The sequence below is a fragment of the Schumannella soli genome (genome assembly GCF_006517435.1).
GTDB lineage: Bacteria > Actinomycetota > Actinomycetes > Actinomycetales > Microbacteriaceae > Schumannella > Schumannella soli.
Genome location: NZ_VHQG01000002.1, coordinates 625607 through 643333 on the forward strand (window position 1 = coordinate 625607; position 17727 = coordinate 643333).

21 protein-coding genes are annotated in these 17727 nt (G+C 72.3%); 14 read left to right on the forward strand and 7 right to left on the reverse strand.

The annotated features are described in order from the left end of the window. Positions 1 to 20: 20 nt before the first annotated feature. The 7 genes from FJ657_RS08610 to FJ657_RS08640 all read left to right on the forward strand — a co-directional run bounded on the left by FJ657_RS08610 (position 21) and on the right by FJ657_RS08640 (position 6139). Positions 21 to 1469, forward strand: coding sequence for a hypothetical protein (locus FJ657_RS08610; protein ID WP_141163258.1), 1449 nt, complete (start codon positions 21 to 23; stop codon positions 1467 to 1469). Then, positions 1469 to 2083, forward strand: coding sequence for a hypothetical protein (locus tag FJ657_RS08615; protein ID WP_141163259.1), 615 nt, complete (start codon positions 1469 to 1471; stop codon positions 2081 to 2083). The genes FJ657_RS08610 and FJ657_RS08615 overlap by 1 nt, the downstream gene beginning before the upstream one ends. Before the next feature lie 39 nt (positions 2084 to 2122). Continuing rightward, entirely contained in the window at positions 2123 to 2947 is an 825-nt protein-coding gene (locus FJ657_RS08620; protein WP_141163260.1) for a hypothetical protein, read from the forward strand. A gap of 329 nt (positions 2948 to 3276) precedes the next feature. Beyond that, positions 3277 to 3615 (forward strand): P-loop NTPase family protein, encoded by a 339-nt coding sequence (locus FJ657_RS08625; RefSeq protein ID WP_141163261.1) that lies wholly within the window; start codon positions 3277 to 3279, stop codon positions 3613 to 3615. Beyond that, complete coding sequence (locus FJ657_RS08630; RefSeq protein WP_141163262.1) at positions 3612 to 4475, forward strand: type II secretion system F family protein; 864 nt, start codon at positions 3612 to 3614, stop codon at positions 4473 to 4475. The genes FJ657_RS08625 and FJ657_RS08630 overlap by 4 nt, the downstream gene beginning before the upstream one ends. Next, complete coding sequence (locus FJ657_RS08635) at positions 4472 to 5410, forward strand: type II secretion system F family protein (RefSeq protein ID WP_141163263.1); 939 nt, start codon at positions 4472 to 4474, stop codon at positions 5408 to 5410. The genes FJ657_RS08630 and FJ657_RS08635 overlap by 4 nt, the downstream gene beginning before the upstream one ends. Before the next feature lie 54 nt (positions 5411 to 5464). Beyond that, complete coding sequence (locus tag FJ657_RS08640) at positions 5465 to 6139, forward strand: hypothetical protein (RefSeq protein ID WP_141163264.1); 675 nt, start codon at positions 5465 to 5467, stop codon at positions 6137 to 6139. Between the two features lie 82 nt (positions 6140 to 6221). Here FJ657_RS08640 and FJ657_RS08645 read toward each other — a convergent pair whose 3' ends face one another. Continuing rightward, positions 6222 to 6770 (reverse strand): DUF1697 domain-containing protein, encoded by a 549-nt coding sequence (locus tag FJ657_RS08645; protein ID WP_141163265.1) that lies wholly within the window; start codon positions 6768 to 6770, stop codon positions 6222 to 6224. A gap of 60 nt (positions 6771 to 6830) precedes the next feature. Between FJ657_RS08645 and FJ657_RS08650 the strand changes: the two genes are divergently transcribed. Then, entirely contained in the window at positions 6831 to 8117 is a 1287-nt protein-coding gene (locus FJ657_RS08650; RefSeq protein ID WP_255447227.1) for a chloride channel protein, read from the forward strand. 104 nt (positions 8118 to 8221) lie between these two features. Here FJ657_RS08650 and FJ657_RS08655 read toward each other — a convergent pair whose 3' ends face one another. Continuing rightward, positions 8222 to 8863 (reverse strand): NADPH-dependent F420 reductase, encoded by a 642-nt coding sequence (locus tag FJ657_RS08655; RefSeq protein WP_141163266.1) that lies wholly within the window; start codon positions 8861 to 8863, stop codon positions 8222 to 8224. A 41-nt stretch (positions 8864 to 8904) separates the two neighbouring features. After that, on the reverse strand, positions 8905 to 10032 hold the full coding sequence (locus FJ657_RS08660) for a glycerate kinase (protein ID WP_255447228.1): 1128 nt from the start codon (positions 10030 to 10032) through the stop codon (positions 8905 to 8907). Positions 10033 to 10445: 413 nt separating this feature from the next. Between FJ657_RS08660 and FJ657_RS08665 the strand changes: the two genes are divergently transcribed. The 5 genes from FJ657_RS08665 to FJ657_RS08685 all read left to right on the forward strand — a co-directional run bounded on the left by FJ657_RS08665 (position 10446) and on the right by FJ657_RS08685 (position 12938). Next, positions 10446 to 10628, forward strand: coding sequence for a hypothetical protein (locus FJ657_RS08665; protein WP_141163268.1), 183 nt, complete (start codon positions 10446 to 10448; stop codon positions 10626 to 10628). Positions 10629 to 10720: 92 nt separating this feature from the next. Further along, a complete protein-coding gene (locus tag FJ657_RS08670; RefSeq protein ID WP_255447229.1) occupies positions 10721 to 11122 on the forward strand; it encodes a TadE/TadG family type IV pilus assembly protein in 402 nt (133 codons plus the stop codon). Between the two features lie 88 nt (positions 11123 to 11210). Further along, positions 11211 to 11660: a hypothetical protein gene (locus FJ657_RS08675; RefSeq protein ID WP_141163269.1), complete on the forward strand. Its 450-nt coding sequence runs from the start codon at positions 11211 to 11213 to the stop codon at positions 11658 to 11660. Then, positions 11657 to 12223, forward strand: coding sequence for a pilus assembly protein TadG-related protein (locus tag FJ657_RS08680; RefSeq protein WP_141163270.1), 567 nt, complete (start codon positions 11657 to 11659; stop codon positions 12221 to 12223). Before FJ657_RS08675 ends, FJ657_RS08680 begins: the two co-directional genes overlap by 4 nt. A gap of 76 nt (positions 12224 to 12299) precedes the next feature. Further along, positions 12300 to 12938 (forward strand): J domain-containing protein, encoded by a 639-nt coding sequence (locus tag FJ657_RS08685; RefSeq protein ID WP_141163271.1) that lies wholly within the window; start codon positions 12300 to 12302, stop codon positions 12936 to 12938. On the opposite strand, the gene FJ657_RS08690 is transcribed toward FJ657_RS08685, so the two are convergent. Then, positions 12920 to 14176: an MFS transporter gene (locus FJ657_RS08690; protein ID WP_141163272.1), complete on the reverse strand. Its 1257-nt coding sequence runs from the start codon at positions 14174 to 14176 to the stop codon at positions 12920 to 12922. The genes FJ657_RS08685 and FJ657_RS08690 overlap by 19 nt on opposite strands. Before the next feature lie 73 nt (positions 14177 to 14249). Between FJ657_RS08690 and prfB the strand changes: the two genes are divergently transcribed. Beyond that, on the forward strand, positions 14250 to 15356 hold the full coding sequence (prfB, locus tag FJ657_RS08695; RefSeq protein ID WP_141163273.1) for a peptide chain release factor 2: 1107 nt from the start codon (positions 14250 to 14252) through the stop codon (positions 15354 to 15356). A gap of 48 nt (positions 15357 to 15404) precedes the next feature. Here prfB and FJ657_RS08700 read toward each other — a convergent pair whose 3' ends face one another. The 3 genes from FJ657_RS08700 to FJ657_RS08710 form a co-directional block, all read right to left on the reverse strand. Next, entirely contained in the window at positions 15405 to 16109 is a 705-nt protein-coding gene (locus FJ657_RS08700) for an alpha/beta fold hydrolase (RefSeq protein ID WP_141163274.1), read from the reverse strand. A gap of 97 nt (positions 16110 to 16206) precedes the next feature. Further along, on the reverse strand, positions 16207 to 17052 hold the full coding sequence (locus FJ657_RS08705) for an SDR family oxidoreductase (protein WP_141163275.1): 846 nt from the start codon (positions 17050 to 17052) through the stop codon (positions 16207 to 16209). Between the two features lie 64 nt (positions 17053 to 17116). Next, positions 17117 to 17542 carry a MarR family transcriptional regulator gene (locus tag FJ657_RS08710; RefSeq protein ID WP_181408923.1) on the reverse strand — a complete coding sequence of 142 codons (426 nt, stop codon included), beginning with the start codon at positions 17540 to 17542 and terminating at the stop codon, positions 17117 to 17119. Between the last annotated feature and the right edge of the window lie 185 nt (positions 17543 to 17727).

Below are 17727 nucleotides of genomic sequence, written 5' to 3' on the forward strand. Positions count from 1 at the left end.
GCTTCTGGGACCGCGACCCGATGGGCGGCTTCGACATCTGGGCGCCAGATGCGACGCTCGGTTCGGTCGATGCCACCCTCTCGGGAAAGAGCCTCGAGCAGGTCGACCTGCTGTTCGCGCGCCCGCTGTCGACGAGTGAGGGCGTGACGTTCGACTTCGAGGACGCGTTGACCTTCGACCTCGGTGTGCGTCGCGTGGCCACCGACGAGAAGACTGGCAGGCCGACCCTGACCCTGGCCTCGGATGAGGCGCTGTTGCAGGACTACCGGCGCATCGAGCCGACCGTCTTCGACCCCGTGCAGCAGCAGCCCGGCGGCGCGGTCTCGCAACCCGGATCCGTGCTCGACGCGGTGAACCGAGCCCTGGCAGTGGTGGGCGAGCAGATCGGCGACGTGAGCTTCACCGTGCCTATCTCGGTGCTCCACAACCACTCGTTCGAGGTGGACGCCGAGAACTGGCGACCCCTGGACAGCCGCTTCGCGGTGTCGCAGTCGACCGTGACGTCACGATCCGGCACCGGCTCTCTGCGCGTCGCCTACAACACGGCTATTCCCAGCCTGCCGTTTCCGGGGACGGCCGTTGTGACTCAGCCCTACTACGACCTGGCGGTCAACGAAGTCAACTTCGGGCAGATGTGGGTCTACACGGCCACGGCCCGACAGCTCGCTCTGCGAACGGCCGACCTTGCAACGCTCACCTACGGCACGGACTGGATGGAGGCCGCACCGACGACGGGCTGGCGCCAGATGAGCGCGACGATCGTGCCGACGACCCCGCGCGTAGACCTGACCATCTACGACATGACCGGCGGGCCGTCCGGCTCGGTGCTCTACGTCGACGACGTGGTGATCTACCGCGGCGGATTCACCGACCGTCCCTCGTCCCGCGTGCCGAGCCAAGAGTCGATCAAGTGGGAACCGGGCGTGTCCGCTTGGGACTACATCAAGCCCCTCCTCGACACCTACAACCTCAAGCTGTGGTGCGACGAAAATCGCACCTGGCACCTGACGCGGCTTCGCGAGTACGCGCGCCCGCGCGATACATCCGACTTCCCGAACTACCGCGAGCGAGCGGCGCTGAACCTGCGCCGCGACGACCTCACCGAGCTGGGCGTGACCGTCGACCGCGACGCCGACGACTGGTTCGACGCCGCCGCGCTGACCTACACCTGGACGACCGCCGCCGGCGTCGCACAGACCGCCTACGACACCTTCGCGTTCGAGGGCTGGTCGAAGGCCTACGCCGCCACGATCAACCGCCCGTTCCCCGGCAAGGGCGCCGCCGAGCAGCTCGTGCGCCGCGCGAGCACTCGCGGGCGTGTCCTCACCGTCACCGGACTGTCCGAATACTCGGCGTTCCCCGGGATGCGACTTGACCTTCCTGACGACCTCGGGACGGTCGCCGCTGTGGAGTTCAACCTCAGCGATCACACGATGCGCGTCTCGCCGCGCGGATTGGAGCGGAGCTAATGCCTGACTGGGACAGCTCACAGCCCTGGCCGGGCATCGCCGCGGCCCTGAACAACTACCGGGTGCGCACCTACCGACCGACCGGCTTCGCCGAGCTGGCCGGGTACACCTCCGTCGAGCCGGGCGCACTGGCGATCCTGCGCGACAGCGGGGCGGAGTTCGTCTACTACGGCGGTTGGAAGCAGACCGGCCCGGCGTTCCTCGCGAGCGTCGCGGCACGCAACACCTACTTCGCCGCGGCCGGCGGGGTCTACCTCGTGGCCGGCGCGACGGCCCGGATCGGGGCGGTGCTCTACGAGTATTCGGGCACGGTCTGGGTGCAGCGCGGCGCAGCATCCGGTCAGCCCTTCGCGATGCAGGCGGGGAACCTGTCGGCGGCGCTGAACACGACCGGCGTGCTCAACGTCGCGTTTCTGCCGGGCCGCTTCGCCGCCGCGCCCATCGTGACCGTCACCCTGGGTAACTTCGTCGCGAACGGGCAGGTTGTCGTCGACACAATCACGACGAGCGGCTGCCGAATCCTGACATTCAACGTCTCGACCGGCAGCTCCATCGCGGGTCTCGCCGTGCGCTGGCAGGCCGTGCAGATGCTGCCGGGGTCGGGAGAGGGGTGAGAATCCGGAAATGTCGGAGGCGTTCGCTATCGTCCGGTTATGGACAACGGCGACGGCACGGTCACGTTCACGGCAACCTCGTGGCACGACTCGATCTTGCCGCAGCCTCTGCGATTCGCTCCGCCGTTCGCAGACCTATCACCGAACCCGGAATCGCAGTCGCGCTTCTGGCAGTTCATGCGCTACGCCTTCGATCTTCCGGACCCGGCTCGATTCCCACCCTTCACGGAGGCGCCCGCCGCTCGCGACCTACGGGCGATTGACCGATTCATTCAGTCTGCTCGAGAACTCGCGACGTACTCGGCGCTTTCTGGGGAGGCATCGGTCTCGTACAGTTTCGCCGACGGCAAGGGCGAGTTCACCTCCTCGTTTGGCCCGCCGGAGGCGCTACGGGGCACAACGGTGCTGTTTCGCCAGCTTTACGCGGGCAGCGACGACAAGGGCAATTTCAGGGCGATGCTGGCAATCCTCAGCGAGGCGCATAAGCGGGACACCGGCCGGGACTTCGATCTGCGAGCTGACATCTTGCGCGACTGGCGGAAGGCCCACGGTGCGCTCATGCAAGAGGTGATCACGGTGATCGTGGACAAAGCGGTGCTTGCTCGGGAGGGCGCCCATCCCGATGTGTTCGAGATGATCCCCGACCTGGGCGTGCGCCCTACCGAAGTTATCTCGAATCACTTCTACGGCGACCTGATCCACTGGGGCAAGAGCGCTGGCAGGCTCGAGACGCTCCGAGAGCAAAGCGCCATGATGGCGGACATCGACAAATTCCGCTTCATCGGTGCGATGGGCGGCCTCGCTTACTTCTACATGGGGTGGGCGATACTGCTCGCCGCGGCCTTTCGGCGCCCGCTCGAATAGGAGACGGAGCGCCGGGCCTCCGGCTATCCGCGTGGTCGCCGGTGGATGTACATCCAGTCAACGCCGCCCACCACGAGCCCGGCGATGAAAATCAGCGAGCCCCAGAAACCCGCGCCGATCGCGACCGGCAGGCTCACACCAGTGAAGCCGAGGAAGAGCGCGAGGAGCTAGAGCACCAGGCCGATGCCGATCATCCATCCCGTCCACGGGTTCACCGCGGCGTTGGGGTCTTCGGCGGGCGCGGCCGGGCGGGGATTCGGAGAGTTCGTCATGTTCACACCTTAGGGTTAGGGTCGGATGCGCTAGTACGCATTTCTGTCTTGCCGGGCATGTGCTCGATCCACGCCAACAGCGCGGCGGATGCGGTGGTCAAGCTGTCGACGCTGCCGCTGCTGGCGGGGCGCAACATCGACTCGGGGTTCGTCGTGCCGACGGTCGCGGGCAGCATCGATCTGGTCGTGCACTGCGAGCTCGAGCGCGGCGGACGGCGGCGCATCGCCGAGATCGTCGCCCCGACCGGGGCCGTCGCCGGGGCGACGGTGCCCTCCACTCCGTTGTTCCGCTCGGCTGGCGGGGCGCTCGTGGCGACCGGCGGACTGCCGCAGCGTGGCGAGAAGTTCGCGCGTCTCGGCATCGATCCGCGCAGCCTTCTCGAGGGGGCGCGATGACGGTCGCCCTGGGTCTGCTTCTCGGGGTCGGCCTGCTGCTGGTCGCCTCCCCGCTGCTGTGGCCGACGGCGGAACGGGCGCCGCGTGCGGAATCGCGTGCCGGCCGAGCACTGCGCGAGCGGCTCGTGCAGGCGGGGCTCAGCGACCTGCACCCGGCGGTGCTCATCGTGCTGTGCGTGCTGGCCGGCGTCGCGAGTGCCGCGGTCGTGTTCGCCATCGCGCCGGTCGCGGCGCTGGCGCTCGTCGGCGGCCTCGTCGGGGCCGTCGTGCCTCTGCTGCTGCTCGGCTGGCGCGCCCGGCGTCGGCGACGGGCGACCCGCATCGTGTGGCCCGACGTCGTCGACAACCTGGTCTCGGCGGTGCGGGCCGGCATGTCGCTGCCCGAGGCGGTCGCCGAGCTGGGACGCAGCGGGCCGATGGCGACGCGCGCCGCGTTCGCCGCCGCCGACCGCGAGCTGCAGGCGAGCGGCGACATCGGCATCGCCTTCGACGGACTGAAAGCGCGCCTCGCCGACCCGGTGGCGGACCGCATCGTCGAGACCCTCCGCATGGCGCGCGAGGTCGGCGGCACCGAGCTCACGGCGGTGCTGCGCGGACTCGCCGGCTACCTCCGCCAGGATGCCGCCCTCCGGTCGGAGGTCGAAGCTCGGCAGTCGTGGGTCAAGAACGCGGCGCGGCTCGGGGTCGCCGCCCCGTGGATCGTGCTGCTCCTGCTCGCGACCCGTCCCGAGGCGGTGCGGGCCTACGACTCGCCGCTGGGAGCGGCGCTGCTCGTGAGCGGATTCCTCGTGTCGATCGTGGCCTACCGGATCATGATCGCGGTCGGCCGGCTGCCCGAAGAGCGGCGGTGGTTCGGGTGAGCGCGGCGATCGCGTGGGCCGTTCCGGCCGGGATCGTCCTCGGGCTCGGTCTGTGGGTGCTCTCGAGTCTCGTGCCTCGCCTGCGCGGACCCCGCCTGGTCGACCGGGTCGCGCCCTTCGTCCTCGACGTCTCCGCCGATGCCCGCGAGCTCGTCGCCCGCCGGCCGGCGGAACCGAGCCCCGTGTTCGGCGCGCTCGCCGGCTCGCTCGCGCGACCGGCGCGTGCGGCGGTGTCGCGCATCCTCGGCGGCGACGAGCTGATCGCTCGGCGACTGCGACAGGCGGGGCGCGACGATGAGGTCGAGCGGTTCCGCTCGCGCCAGCTTCTCGCCGCCCTCGCGGGGGCGCTGCTCGGCGCGGTGATCGCGGCGCTGGGCATCCGGGCCGGAACCCTGCCGGTCGTGCTGGCCGCCGCGATCATCGTGGTGGGCGCCGCGCTCGGCCTGCTCGCTCCCGAGCAGCTGCTCGCCCGCGCCGCGCGCCGTCGCGGCGCCCGCATCTCGGAGGAGCTGCCGACGGTTCTCGAGTTCCTCACCCTCTCGCTGGCGGCCGGCGAGGGCCTCGCGGATGCGCTGCGCCGCGTCGCCCGTGCCGGCAACGGCGAACTGGCGCGCGAACTCGGCCGCGTGATCGCCGAGGTGAACAGCGGCATCCCGCTGGCGACCGCGTTGACCCGTGCCGCGCGCACTCTCGACGTCGCCTCCTTCGCCCGCACCGTCGACCAGCTCGTGCCCGCACTCGATCGCGGAACCCCGCTCGTCGAGGTGCTGCGCGCCCAGGCTCAGGACGTGCGCGGCGAGGCCCAGCGCGCCCTCATCGAATCGGCCGGCAAGAAGGAGGTCGCGATGCTCGTCCCGCTCGTGTTCCTGATCCTGCCCGTCACCGTGCTTTTCGCGATCTTCCCCGGAATCCTGGTGCTGGAGCTCGGATTCTGAGTCGACGGCCTGGAGCAGCGCGTCTCGGTTGTCAGCGCCGACGTGGCTCGCGACGTGCACGCGACCGAGGCTTCCGGGAGCTACTGTGAGACGACGATTCGTCACGAGATTCGGAGCCCGCCGATGAAGTCAGTCAGACGCATCGACGGCGATCCGCGTCGCGTCCTCGGCGTCGCGATCATCGCAGCGCTTCTGACGCTGTCGGGCTGCAGCGCGACAGCGGGCTCGGCGACGGATACGACTCACAAGCCCGCGGCACACACCCCGACGACGAAGCAGACCGCGGCGAGCTATACGACGCAGACCACGTCCGAAGGTCACCTCTACACCGACGCACTCGCGGGGTACGCCGTCGCCTACCCCGGAGAACCCGAGGTCAAGCCTCTGGCGATCGAGGGGACTGACCGTCTTGCGAACTTCGCCGCTTACGGCGACGAGACCATCACCGTGTTCGGCTCCCGAGGTGAGGTGCGCGATTCACCGCCGGACCTCCACGGCGAGCTGCTCGGATGGCTCCAGTCTGTGGACACCTCGGGGCAGATCGGTGCCAGCAGTGACATCCTCGGCGGACTCCCCGCTCTGCGCGCGGACTTCACCGCGACGAGCGGCGAGGTCGGCGAGACCATGGTCGCCAGCGACGGCGACACCTTCTTCCAGCTCATCGCGGTGGGAGGAACGCCGGAGCAGCGACAGGCTTTCTTCGGTTCCTTCCGTCAGGTCGACGGATAGGTCACGGGGTACTCGACGACGGGGTCGTCGCCGCGATCGCGGAGGGCGAGCGTCCTCGTGATCTCGGGGGTCGGGTCGCTGTCTAGGCGAGCCGCCCGAGCAGGCGCTGGAGGGTCGGGAAGCCGCGGGAGGTCGCGGGGCCGCCCGTCACGCGCTCGATCACCGGGGTTGCGTTGCTCTCGCGGTCGCGCTCGTTCTCGAGCACCGTCCAGCCGAGGCCGCTGGACACGATCCGACAGCGGCGGTGCGCCGCCTCCCGCGTCACCGCGGGAGCGGCGGAGTCGATGACACCGCCGCCGTGCAGGGTCAGCTCGCGTCGATCCCACGCCGGCCCGGTCGCGTCGGCAGCGAGGATGCGGACGAGGTCGTCCGACGGCACCGCGAACGCCTCCCGCTCGAGCCCCGTACGCGCCGCCAGCGCCTGCATCGCCAGCTCAAGCACCTCCGCGGCGGGGCCCGCGCTCGCACCGGTGCCCGCATCCGTCTCCCACTCGACCACGAGAGTCCCGTTGCTCTGGAACGATCCGGCGTCCGCGAAGCCCGCGTCGGCGAAGGCGCCGACGAGATCGGCCGTCGAAGGATGACCCCGCTGGCCCACGTTGACGTTGCGCACGAAGACGATCTGCTGCACGCCGCCACCCTAGGTGCGGCTCCCGACATGCGCCCTCTCGGCGGCTACTAGCCTCGTCTCGTGAGTGAGGCCCGTCCCCACATCCCCGGCGACGGGCCGTTCCGGCGCTGGCTGCTGCGCACCATCGTCGTCACCGCCCTCGTCGGAGTCGGCGCCGGAGTCGCCGGCGGACTGGTCTTCGCGGCGCTCCACGGCATCCAGCACCTCGCCTTCAACTACTCCGAGGGCACGTTCCTCAACGGGCTGCTCGAGGCGCCGCCGGCGGCGCGCGTGATCGCGCTCGTCATCGCAGGCGTGATCGGCGGCGTCGGCTGGTGGCTGCTGCGGCGCTGGGGCGTCCGCCGCGCCGAGCACGCGGTCGTGTCGGTCGAGGCGGCCGTCGGCGGCAAGCGGATGCCCGTCGTCGTCACGATCCTCAACGCCGGCTTGCAGATCATCATCGTCGGCCTCGGCGCCTCGATCGGGCGCGAAGTAGCGCCGCGCGAGCTCGGCGCGCTCTGGGCGGACTGGCTGACCCGCCGTGCCGGCCTCGACGCCACGCAGCGCAAGGTGCTCGTCGCCTGCGGTGCGGCGGCCGGACTCGCAGCCGTCTACGACGTCCCCTTCGGCGGCGCGGTCTTCGCGCTCGAGGTGCTGCTCGCCGAGGTCACGCTGGCGACGGTCATCCCCGCCTTCGCGACGGCGGCGATCGCGGCGCTCGTCGCGCACGTCGTCGTGCCGACGAGCCCCCTCTACGTGATGCCGCAGGTGGAGCTGTCGCCGCCGCTCGTCGTCGGGTCGATCGTGATCGGACCGCTGCTCGGGCTGGCTGCGCTCGGCTTCGTGCGCGGCGCATCCTTCGCTCAGAAGCACCGCCCGAGCGGATGGCGACTCGCGGTCGTCATGCCGCTCGTCTTCGCGGCGGTCGGCGTCATCGCGCTGTGGATCCCGGCGGTGCTCGGAAACGGACGCTCGCTGGGTCAGCTAGCCCTGTCGGCTGCTCTGCCGCCGCTGCTGATCCTCGGCATCACCGCGCTCAAGACCCTGACGACGCTCGGCACGATCGGCGCGGGCGCCGCCGGCGGCACGCTCACGCCGTCGCTCGCGATCGGCGCCGGACTCGGTCTCGCCCTCGGCGCGGCCTGGAGCCTGCTCTGGCCGGGGGCGCCGATCGTCGGCTTTGCGCTGGTCGGCGCGGCGGCGTTCCTGGGGGTCACGATGCGCGCGCCGATCACCGGCCTCGTGCTGGTCGTCGAGTTCGCCGACCAGGGGCTCGCCGTGCTCGCCCCGGCGATGCTCGCCACCGCGGGCGCCGTCGCCGTCGGCTACCTGCTGCGACGCCGCTCGCGGTTCATCGAGACGCCGTGACGTCCGGCCGCTGAGCGCTCGAACCGAGCGCTGACGGCGCCGACGGCGTCGGCGGACGGGATCCGCAACGGATCGTCGCCGCCTACACCGTGCCGATCGGCGAGTCAGATCGTGCGCGGAGCCATCGCCAGATTCGACCGCAGCTCGTCGGCGGTCTGGCGGATGACGTAGGCCGGGCGGTCGCGCTCGACGCGCCACGACTCCGCGAGCGGGCCCGCGCTGACCGTGTCGAATCCGAGCTCGTCGTAGAGCCGGGTGATGAACGCGATGCCCTCGTCGGAGTCGCTCGCGGTCGCGAGCGCGCGCCGATCCGGCGTGCCGGCCGGGCTGCCCGTGGTCGTGATCTCGGCCGAGCCGATGTGATTGAAGGCCTTCACGACGATCGAGTCGGGCAGGTGCTGCTGCAGCAGTCCCGACGTCGTGGCCTCGCCGGCATCCAGCTCGGCGATGCGCCCGTCACGCTCCCAGTAGTAGTTGTTCGTGTCGAGCACGATCTTGCCGGCCAGGGGAGCGACGGGGATGTCGCGGTACGCGCGCAGCGGCACCGTCACAACGGCGACCTCTGCGGCCTCGGCCGCCTCCTCGGCGGTCGCGGCCCTGGCCGACGGGCCGAGCTCGGCGACGAGATCCGCCAGGGTCTCGGGCCCGCGCGAGTTCGCGATCACGACCCGGTGTCCGTGCGCGATCACCGCCCGGGCGACCTGGCTGCCGATGTTGCCTGCTCCGATGATCCCGAATGTCGTCATGCAGGTCGGAACGAGGGGATGCGGTGCAGAATTCCGCCGCTTCAGCCGCGCCGCCGATCGGGTGACCAGGCCCGGGCGATCCGCGCGCCCGCTTCGCGCAGGAACGGGCGCGGATCCGCGATCGCCGCGTCGACCGAGCCGGCGATGGCGCGCAGCTCGATGCCCGCGACCGCATCCGCGAGGTCGGCCGTGATCGCTCCGGCGATGACCGCCCACGGGGTGCCGCCGTCGCGCGCCGCCCGGGCGACACGCGAGGGCAGCTTGCCGTCGGCGGTCTGATCGTCGAAGCGCCCCTCGCCGGTGATGACGAGGTCGGACTCGGCCGCGCGGCGATCGAGTCCGACGAGCCGTGCGACCCGATCGGCGCCTGGCTCGAGTCGGGCGCCCCAAGCGAGCAGGCCCGCTCCGGTGCCGCCGGCCGCTCCGGCGCCCGGTTTCGCGGGATCGATCGGCAGCAGGGCCGCGTAGCGGGCGAGCGCCGCGTCGGAGCGCCGGAGCTCGTCGGGTGCGAAGCCCTTCTGCGGCCCGAAGACGACCGCGGCGCCGCGGTCGCCGAGCAGCGGATTCGTGACATCGGAGAGCACGGTGACGCCGCCCGCAGGCGGTGGCGTCAGCGCCGAGAGGTCGAGCGTCGAGATCTCGGCGAGCCCGCGCGCTCCGTCGGCCAAGGGGCGGCCGGCGGCATCGCGGGCACGCGCCCCGAGTTCGCTGAGCAGCCCCAGTCCGCCGTCGGTCGACGAGCTGCCGCCGAGGGCGAGCAGCAGCTCGACGGCGCCGGAGTCGAGCGCGGCGCGGATCACCTGGCCGACGCCGCGGGTGTGCGCATCCCAGGGGATGAGGGCGTCGAGCCGGCCGAGCCCGCTCGCGTCGGCCAGCTCGACCACGGCCGCGGCTCCGTTCTCTCCCGGAAGTTCGAGCCAGCTCGTCAGCACGGTCCGGCCGTCCGGCCCGGTGACCTCGACCGGATGCCGCACGGAGGCCGGGAGCGCTCGCTCCAGCACGTCGAGGGTGCCCTCGCCGCCATCGGCGAGCGGAAGCCGGAAGATCTGGTCGTCGGGGCGCTCGGTGAGCCAGCCGTCGGCGATGGCGTCGGCGACGACGTCCGCCGTGGCGCTGCCCTTGAACGAGTCGGGAGCGATGAGGATGCGCGCGCGGGTCGTCGAGGTCACGCTCCGACGGTAGACCGGGCGGTGCCGCCGAGGGAGCCGGGGCTCCGAGCCGACGCGGACGCGAGGGCGCGGCGGCATCGCGTCGCGGCGACGATGCGACGTGCTGGGCCCTGCGGCGGAGGCGGCCGCTGCGGCGTGCGGCGTGCGGCGTCCGGCGTGCGGCCGAAGCGGTTCCGTCGCTGCTCGAGAGCGACGGAACCGCCCCGCGGAGTCGCCTGATCTCGGCCCCGTCCCTCTGGTCTAGTGCCGCGACGGGGTCGACGCAATCCCTTCTGAGACGGAGTCGCTCGGAACGGCAGCCGACAGGCGGTCATCGAAGAGCGTCGCGGCCCGCCGGGCGGAATCCGCGCCTGTGGACAACTTCCGACACGGCTCGCGTCGACCTGCGAGGGTTCGAGCGAGGAGGTGGCCCGATGTCACGACCGATTCGCCGCACCCGTGTGGTGCGCGCTCTGGCCGACGAGCAGGGGGATGTTCCCGGGTGGGTGCTGATCACGCTCATGACCGCGGGACTGGTGATCGTCGTCTGGGGTCTCGCCGGTCCGGCCCTCAGCTCGATCTTCGAGAGCGCGATCGCGCGCGTGACCGGGTTCTGACCCGCTTCGTCAGCTGCGACGGCATGAGGAGGCGTTCGGTGGGTCGAGCGGGTGATCGCGCGACGCCGGGGTGTGGGGTTCTGCGGCATGCGGTGTCGCGGCGCTCGCCGCGGAGGAACATCGCCGACGAGAGCGGCTCGGCCCCGGCCGAGTTCGTGCTGGTCGGCGCCCTGCTCGCTCTCGTCACGCTCGCCGTCCTCCAGCTGGCCCTCGCCCTGTTCGTGCGCAACACGGTGCTCGATGCCGCGGCGGAGGGTGCGCGGCAGGCGTCGCTCGCCGACGTGGGCCCGAAGGCCGGAGCCGAGCGCACGCGCGAGCTCATCTCGACGACGCTCGGAGCGGACTACCCGGTCGACGTCGAGGTCGGTTCGGGCGAGTGGCAGGGTCAGCCGGTCGCGATCGTGACGGTGCGCGCTCCACTGCCGGTGCTCGGGCTCATCGGCATCCCCAGCGCCCTGGAGGTGTCGGGCCATGCGGCGATTGAGCAGCTCTGAGCGCGCTGAGCGCCGGCGATCTCGCCCACGGAGAGCGGGGAATCCCACGCGCTCGCGATGGCTGCGGTCGCACCTCCGCGCGACACCCGTGCTCGGCGCGCTGCGGCGAGAGGGCGGATCGGCGACCCTCGAGTTCCTGACCGCGGGGATGCTGCTGCTGATCCCGCTCGTGTACCTCGTGATCGCCCTCGCACAGCTGCAGGCGGGCGCATTCGCCGCCGAGGGCGCCGCACGCCAGGCGGCCCGGGTCTACGTGCGCGCCGACACCGTCGACGACGCCCGGGCGGCGGCCGACCGTGCCGTGCGGGTCGGCCTCGCCGACTACGGTCTCGACCCCTCGTCGGCCGCGGTGCGCGTGACCTGCGATCCGGATCCCGACGACTGCCTAGCCCGGGGGTCGAGTGTCGCTATCGCGCTCGAGGTGACGGTTCCGCTGCCGCTCGTCCCGGTCGCGCTCGACGCCGAGGTGCCGGCCGGTGTCCCGATGCGCGCGATCGCGACCCAGCCGGTCTCCCGATTCCACGGAGCGCAGGGATGAGCACCCGGCATCGGCGATCCCGACGGTCAGAGCCCGGCCCCGACGCCGACACCCTCGCGACGCCGCGCGACGGCACCGGGCCCGGTGCGGTCGCGCCCGACGACGCGCGCCTCGCCGTCGCGCGGCCGCGATTCCTCGTCCGGCTGCGCGACGAGGACGGATCGACGCTTCCACTGATCGCGGCCTTCGCCGCCCTCGCGCTCGCACTGATCCTGGTGGTGGCCGCCGCCAGCTCCCTCTACCTCGAGCGCAAGCGCCTCTTCACGGTCGCCGACGGGGCCGCGCTCGCCGCGGCCGAGTCCTTCGACCTCGACGACGAGGGCGGCGAGGATCGCGCGGGCCCGCAGCTCGACGACGTCCGGGTCCGTGCCGCGGCCGAGGACTACCTGGCCTCGGCGCCGAGCCCGGTCGACGACACCGCGCTCGAATCGGCGGCGACTCCCGACGGGCGCAGCGCGGTCGTGCGGCTCTCGGGCTACTGGCGTCCGCCGCTGCTGAGTCTCGCCGTGCCCGAAGGACTGAGGATCGAGGTCACCGCGCGGGCGCGCTCGGTCTACGGCTGACGCAGCTGCTGGCGCTCGCAGCCGCAGCTCGGGGTATGCCGCCCGCACGACGCCGCCGGCGACGTATCCTGACGCCGTGGACGTGCGCACCGCGTCGGAGCTGCTGGGATGCGCGCCCGACGCGAGTCGGACGCAGATCGAGAGCGCCTTCCGCCTGCGGGCGCGAGCCACCCATCCCGACGTGCTCGACCATCCTCGGGTCGCCGCCGACCTCGCGGCGCTGACGGAGGCGCGCGCGGTGCTGATCGCCACGGCGGCGCGGGAGCAGGGCGCTGGGGCGCCGGGGTTCGACGCCGGCGCCGATGCCGCGGTCGACGAGTTCGGTCGGCGCCGCTTCGTCGCGCCGTCGACCCCGCCGGCGCCGCTGGTCGCTCCGGGCGTCATCGCGGGCGGCGCGGTACTGCTCGCCGCGGCGCTGGCGTTCGCGACCGTCGGCTCCGCGAGCCCGCTCGCGCCGGCTGAGCCGATCGTCCGCGCCCTCGTCCTGTTCGGCGGACTGCTCGGCTTCGCCCTGACCGGACGACGCTGGCTGTTCCTCGTCACCGTCGTCGTGCTGGCGCTGACGGCGTGGACGGTGCTTGCCTGGACGTCGTTCGGCGCCCTCGTCGGCGCGCTCGCGACGATCCCGGCGGCGCTCATCCTGCTCACGGCGGGGCGCCGCCGCGCCGAACTCGTGCAGTGGGCTGCCGGCCGGTCTCAGCGCCGGGAGGAGTAGCGCGGCTCGAACACCCGCAGCACGACGGCCCCGGTGAGTCCGAGCACGCCGAGCAGAGCGGCGGCGACCGGGAGTCCCGCGAGCGCGGTCACGGCCGAGACCAGCAGGGGAGCTGCGGCACCGCCGCTGTCGTTGCAGAACCGCCACGCTCCGAGGAAGGCGGCGGGGCGCGCCGGATCGGCGAGGTCGGCTCCGAGCGTCATGAGAATGCCCGAGCCGATCCCGTTCGAGACGGCGAGCAGCAGCGCGACCGCGACGAACCACCACACCGGCGACCCGAACGGCGCGCTCGCGGCGAGCGCGAGGTGACCGAGGCCGAGCCCGATCATCGACGGAACCGCCGTCCAGAGCCGCCCGAAGCGATCCATGACCTGACCGCCGAGGTAGAACAGCGCGAAGTCGACGGCGCCGGCGACGCCGATCAGCACGGCGGCGTCCGCCTCGTGCATGCCGATCGCGACCGCCCAGAGCGGCAGGATCACCTGGCGGCTCGCGCGCAGCGCGGCGACGAGCATCGACCCGAAGCCGAGCGACAGCAGCACGCGTCGGTTGCGCCGCAGCGTCGCGAACAGTCCTTCGGGGGCGAGCTCGAGCGCATCCGTCTCGAGCGGCTGGCCCGCGCGAGCGCGGTGCTCGCGTCGCGCCGCGGCGACGGTCTCACTCGGATCGCGCGTGAGGGCGAGCAGCACGATCACGGCGAGGCAGCAGGAGAGGTGGATCCAGAACGCCGCCGCCGCGAGCCCGGTCAGGTGGATGATGCCGGCCGTGAGGAACGGGCCGACGAGGTAGCCGAAGCGGAAGGTGCCGCCGAGCGACGACAGCGCGCGCGCCCGGTAGCGGATCGGCACGAAGCTCGTCATGAAGGCATGCCGGGCGAGGGCGAAGACCGCGGTCGCGATGCCGATGAGCAGGATGCCGAGCCCGAGCAGGAGCGGCGTGCGCGCCAGCAGCGACAGGCCTCCGCCGACCGCGGCCAGCACGGCGGCGCCCATCATCGCCTTCCGCTCGCCGATGCGCGCCACGATCGCACCGCTCGGGAGGTCGCCGAGCAGGGTTCCGAGCGTGATCATCGCGGCGATCAGCCCCGCGAGAGCGAGCTGGGCGCCGAGGCTCTGTGCGACCACCGGGATGATCGGCAGCACGGCGCCCTCGCCGATCGAGAACAGCACGGTCGGCAGCAGCGCCACGACGAGCACCGAGCGCCACCGGAACGCGGGAGCGGTGTCGGTCTCGGTCATCTCGCGTCGACGCTACTCCGGCTCACGGGCGCGGCGCGGCGCGGGGCCGACGCGCGGGTAGGCTGGGGCGGCCATGATCGCTCCTGAATTCCCCGAACAGATCGCCGCGCTGCGGGCCACCTTCGCCGACATCCGCGCCGTCGTCGACGTCGAGCGGCTGCAGAAGCAGATCGACGAGCTCAGCGAGCAGGCCGGTGCGCCCGACCTCTGGGACGACACCGAGAACGCGCAGAAGGTCACGAGCGCGCTGAGCCACCGCCAGGCCGAGCTGCGCCGCGTCACCGACATCGAGGGTCGTCTCGACGACCTCGAGGTCGCCGCCGAGCTCGCCGAGGACGATGCCGAGATGGCCGCCGAGGCCGAGCGCGACCTCGCGTCGCTCACGAAGGCGATCGGCGACCTCGAAGTCACGACGCTGCTCGACGGCGAGTACGACGACCGCGGCGCCGTCGTCACGATCCGCTCCGGAGCCGGCGGCGACGACGCCACCGACTTCGCCGACATGCTCATGCGCATGTACCTGCGCTGGGCCGAGAAGCACGACTACTCGGTCAAGGTCATGGACACCTCCTACGCCGAGGGCGCGGGCATCAAGTCGGCGACCTTCGAGGTGGATGCGCCGTACGCCTTCGGAACGCTCAGCGTCGAGGCCGGAACGCACCGCCTCGCCCGCATCAGCCCCTTCGGCTCGGCCGACAAGCGCCAGACCAGCTTCGCCGCGGTCGAGGTCATCCCGGTGATGGAGGAGGCCGTCGAGGTCGACATCCCCGAGGGCGACATCCGCGTGGACGTCTTCCGCTCCTCGGGCCCCGGCGGTCAGAGCGTCAACACGACCGACTCGGCCGTGCGCCTCACGCACATCCCCTCGGGCATCGTCGTCTCGATGCAGAACGAGAAGTCGCAGATCCAGAACCGCGCCGCCGCGATGCGCGTGCTGCAGACCCGACTCCTGCTGCTGCAGAAGGAGAAGGAGGCGGCCAAGAAGAAGGAGCTCGCCGGCACGATCACGGCGAGCTGGGGCGACCAGATGCGCTCCTACTTCCTCTACGGTCAGCAGCTCGTCAAGGACCTGCGCACGGGCTACGAGGTCGGCAACCCGGCCACGGTCTTCGACGGCGAGCTCGACGGCTTCATCGCCGCCGGCATCCGCTGGCGCAAGCGCCGCGACGACGACGACTGAATCGCCCCGACGGCTGAGTCGCGCCGCGGCTGAGCCGCACCCGGGCGATCAGCTCAGCGCGTCCACCAGCGCCGCACCGAGATCGGCGGGCCGGCTGAACTGTGGCCAGTGCCCCGTCGGCAGGTCGATGTAGCGCACGTCGCGGAGCTTCGCGATCTCGCGCACGTAGGGGTGATCCTTCGCGATCAGCTGCTGCAGCAGCTCCGACGACATCGTGCTGGCGATCACGATCGACGGCACCGCCCACCGCCGCTCGTCATCGAGGTGCACCGTGTCGTTCGCGACGCGCGCCGGCGTCGGGATGCTGCTCGCGCGGAAGCGCTCGAGGGTCGCGTCGTCGAGGCCGGCCAGCTCCTCCTGCTCGAAGAAGCCCCAGTCGGGCAGCGGGATCACGCCCTCCTCGATCGGCAGCTCGTCGTTGATCGAGCCGCCCTCGGCGAGCGGACCCGAGTCGACGTAGACGGCGCGGGCGACGAGCTCGGGTCGCCGGTCGGTGACGACTCCGATCACGGTGCCGCCGCCGCTGTGGCCGACGAGCGCGACCGGCGCGCCGTCGGCGGCCGCGGCGTCGAGGGCGGCGACCACCGCATCCACCTGGTCGTCGAGGGCGACTGCGGCGGCATCGGCGCGGTCGGCGCCCATGCCGGGGAGCGTGATCGGGATGGGCTCGTGGCCGGCGGCCTCGAGCGCGGGCAGGGTGTCGCTCCACGAGGAGCCGTCGAGCCAGAATCCGGGAACGAGGATCGCCTTCATGCCCACAGGGTCGCGCAGACCTCCGACATGCGGAGGAACCCGCGGGAGGATCGCCGCACGGCCCCCGCGTCGCCGACCCGCCGGCGGCGGACTCGCCTCAGCTCGCCGGCGACCCGGGCTCGCCCTGCGCGAGCAGCGCCACCGGCTGCCACTCGCGCCAGTTCGCGAGCCGTCCGGCGTAGTCGGCCTCGGCGATCGCGAGCGGCGCGGCGCCGAAGAAGGCCCGCAGCGGCGGCTTCTCGGCGTCGACGATCTTCAGGATCGCGGCCGCCGACGACTCCGGCGAGCCCGGGTCGGCCGACCGCGAGCGTCGTCCCTCCATGACCTTCTCGCGGAACTCGGCATACGCCGGCAGCTGCTCCGAGTGGCGCGACGACGGGCCGGCCCAGTCGGTCGAGAAGGCGCCGGGCTCGACGAGCGTGACGTGGATGCCGAAGCCGGCCACCTCCTGCGCGAGCGACTGGCTGATCCCCTCGAGCGCCCACTTGGAGGCGTGGTAGATGCCGACGAGCGGGAACGCCGAGATGCCGCCGATCGACGAGACCTGGATGATGTGGCCGGATCCCTGCGCCCGCAGGTGCGGCAGGGCGGCCTGGGTGACCCACAGCGCGCCGAAGAGGTTCGTCTCCATCTGATCGCGGGCGTCGGATTCGCTGAGCTCCTCGACGAAGCCGAAGTGGCCGTAGCCCGCGTTGTTGATCACGACGTCGAGCCGGCCGAAGTGCTCGTGGGCGCGGTCGACGGCCGCGATGTCGGCGTCGCGATCGGTCACGTCGAGCTGCAGCGGCAGCACGCGGTCGCCGAACCGCGCCACGAGGTCGTCGAGGGCGGCGGTGTCGCGGGCGGTGGCGGCGACGCGGTCGCCGCGCTCGAGGGCGGCGGTCGCCCAGGCCTTGCCGAATCCCTTGGATGCGCCGGTGATGAACCAGGTCTTCTCTGTCATGACGCCGACGCTAGAACTGCGGAGGCCGCCTCCGCTCTGTCGCGCGCGCCCTCACAGCGCGCCCTCAGTCCTGCGGCTCCTGCTCGGGTCGCTGCGCGTCGACGAGCAGCGCCGAGGCCAGCGCCGCGCCGTCGTCGCCGAGGAACAGCTCGTCATCGAGTCGGGCGAGCTCCGCGTCGATGCGGTCGAGCGCGCGGTCGCCGCGCTCCGTGGCCGCGTAATACGCGGTGTGCACGCTGCGCGGCTCGCGCTGGCGCACGAGGCCCGCGTCGACCAGCGCCCGCACGAGTGTGGCGACCCCGTGCACATCCACCCCGGCGCGGCGGGCGAGCTCGCGCGGCGAGAGCCCGGGCGTCGCGGCGATCGCCCGCAGCACGGCGTGCTTGCGCACCGTCAGCCCGTGCGGATCGAACACGCGCGCGAGCTCGAGCTCGGCGGCGCGGGCGCGCAGCAGCAGGGCCAGCGTGGGGGAGGGGCGGGGCGCATCCACGGCTCCATCCTGCCCGGTCCGCCGCCCCGATCGAGCCGCTCCCTCGACGCGTGAGCGCATCGGTCGCTCCACTGACCGGACCCGAGCGGCGAGCCGCTCTCAGCTCCCGACCCGACTGACCCCCAGACGGGGCGTGGATGCGCCGCGCCGGGGGTGTCGCGCCCGACATCCGTCGACCGGGTGCC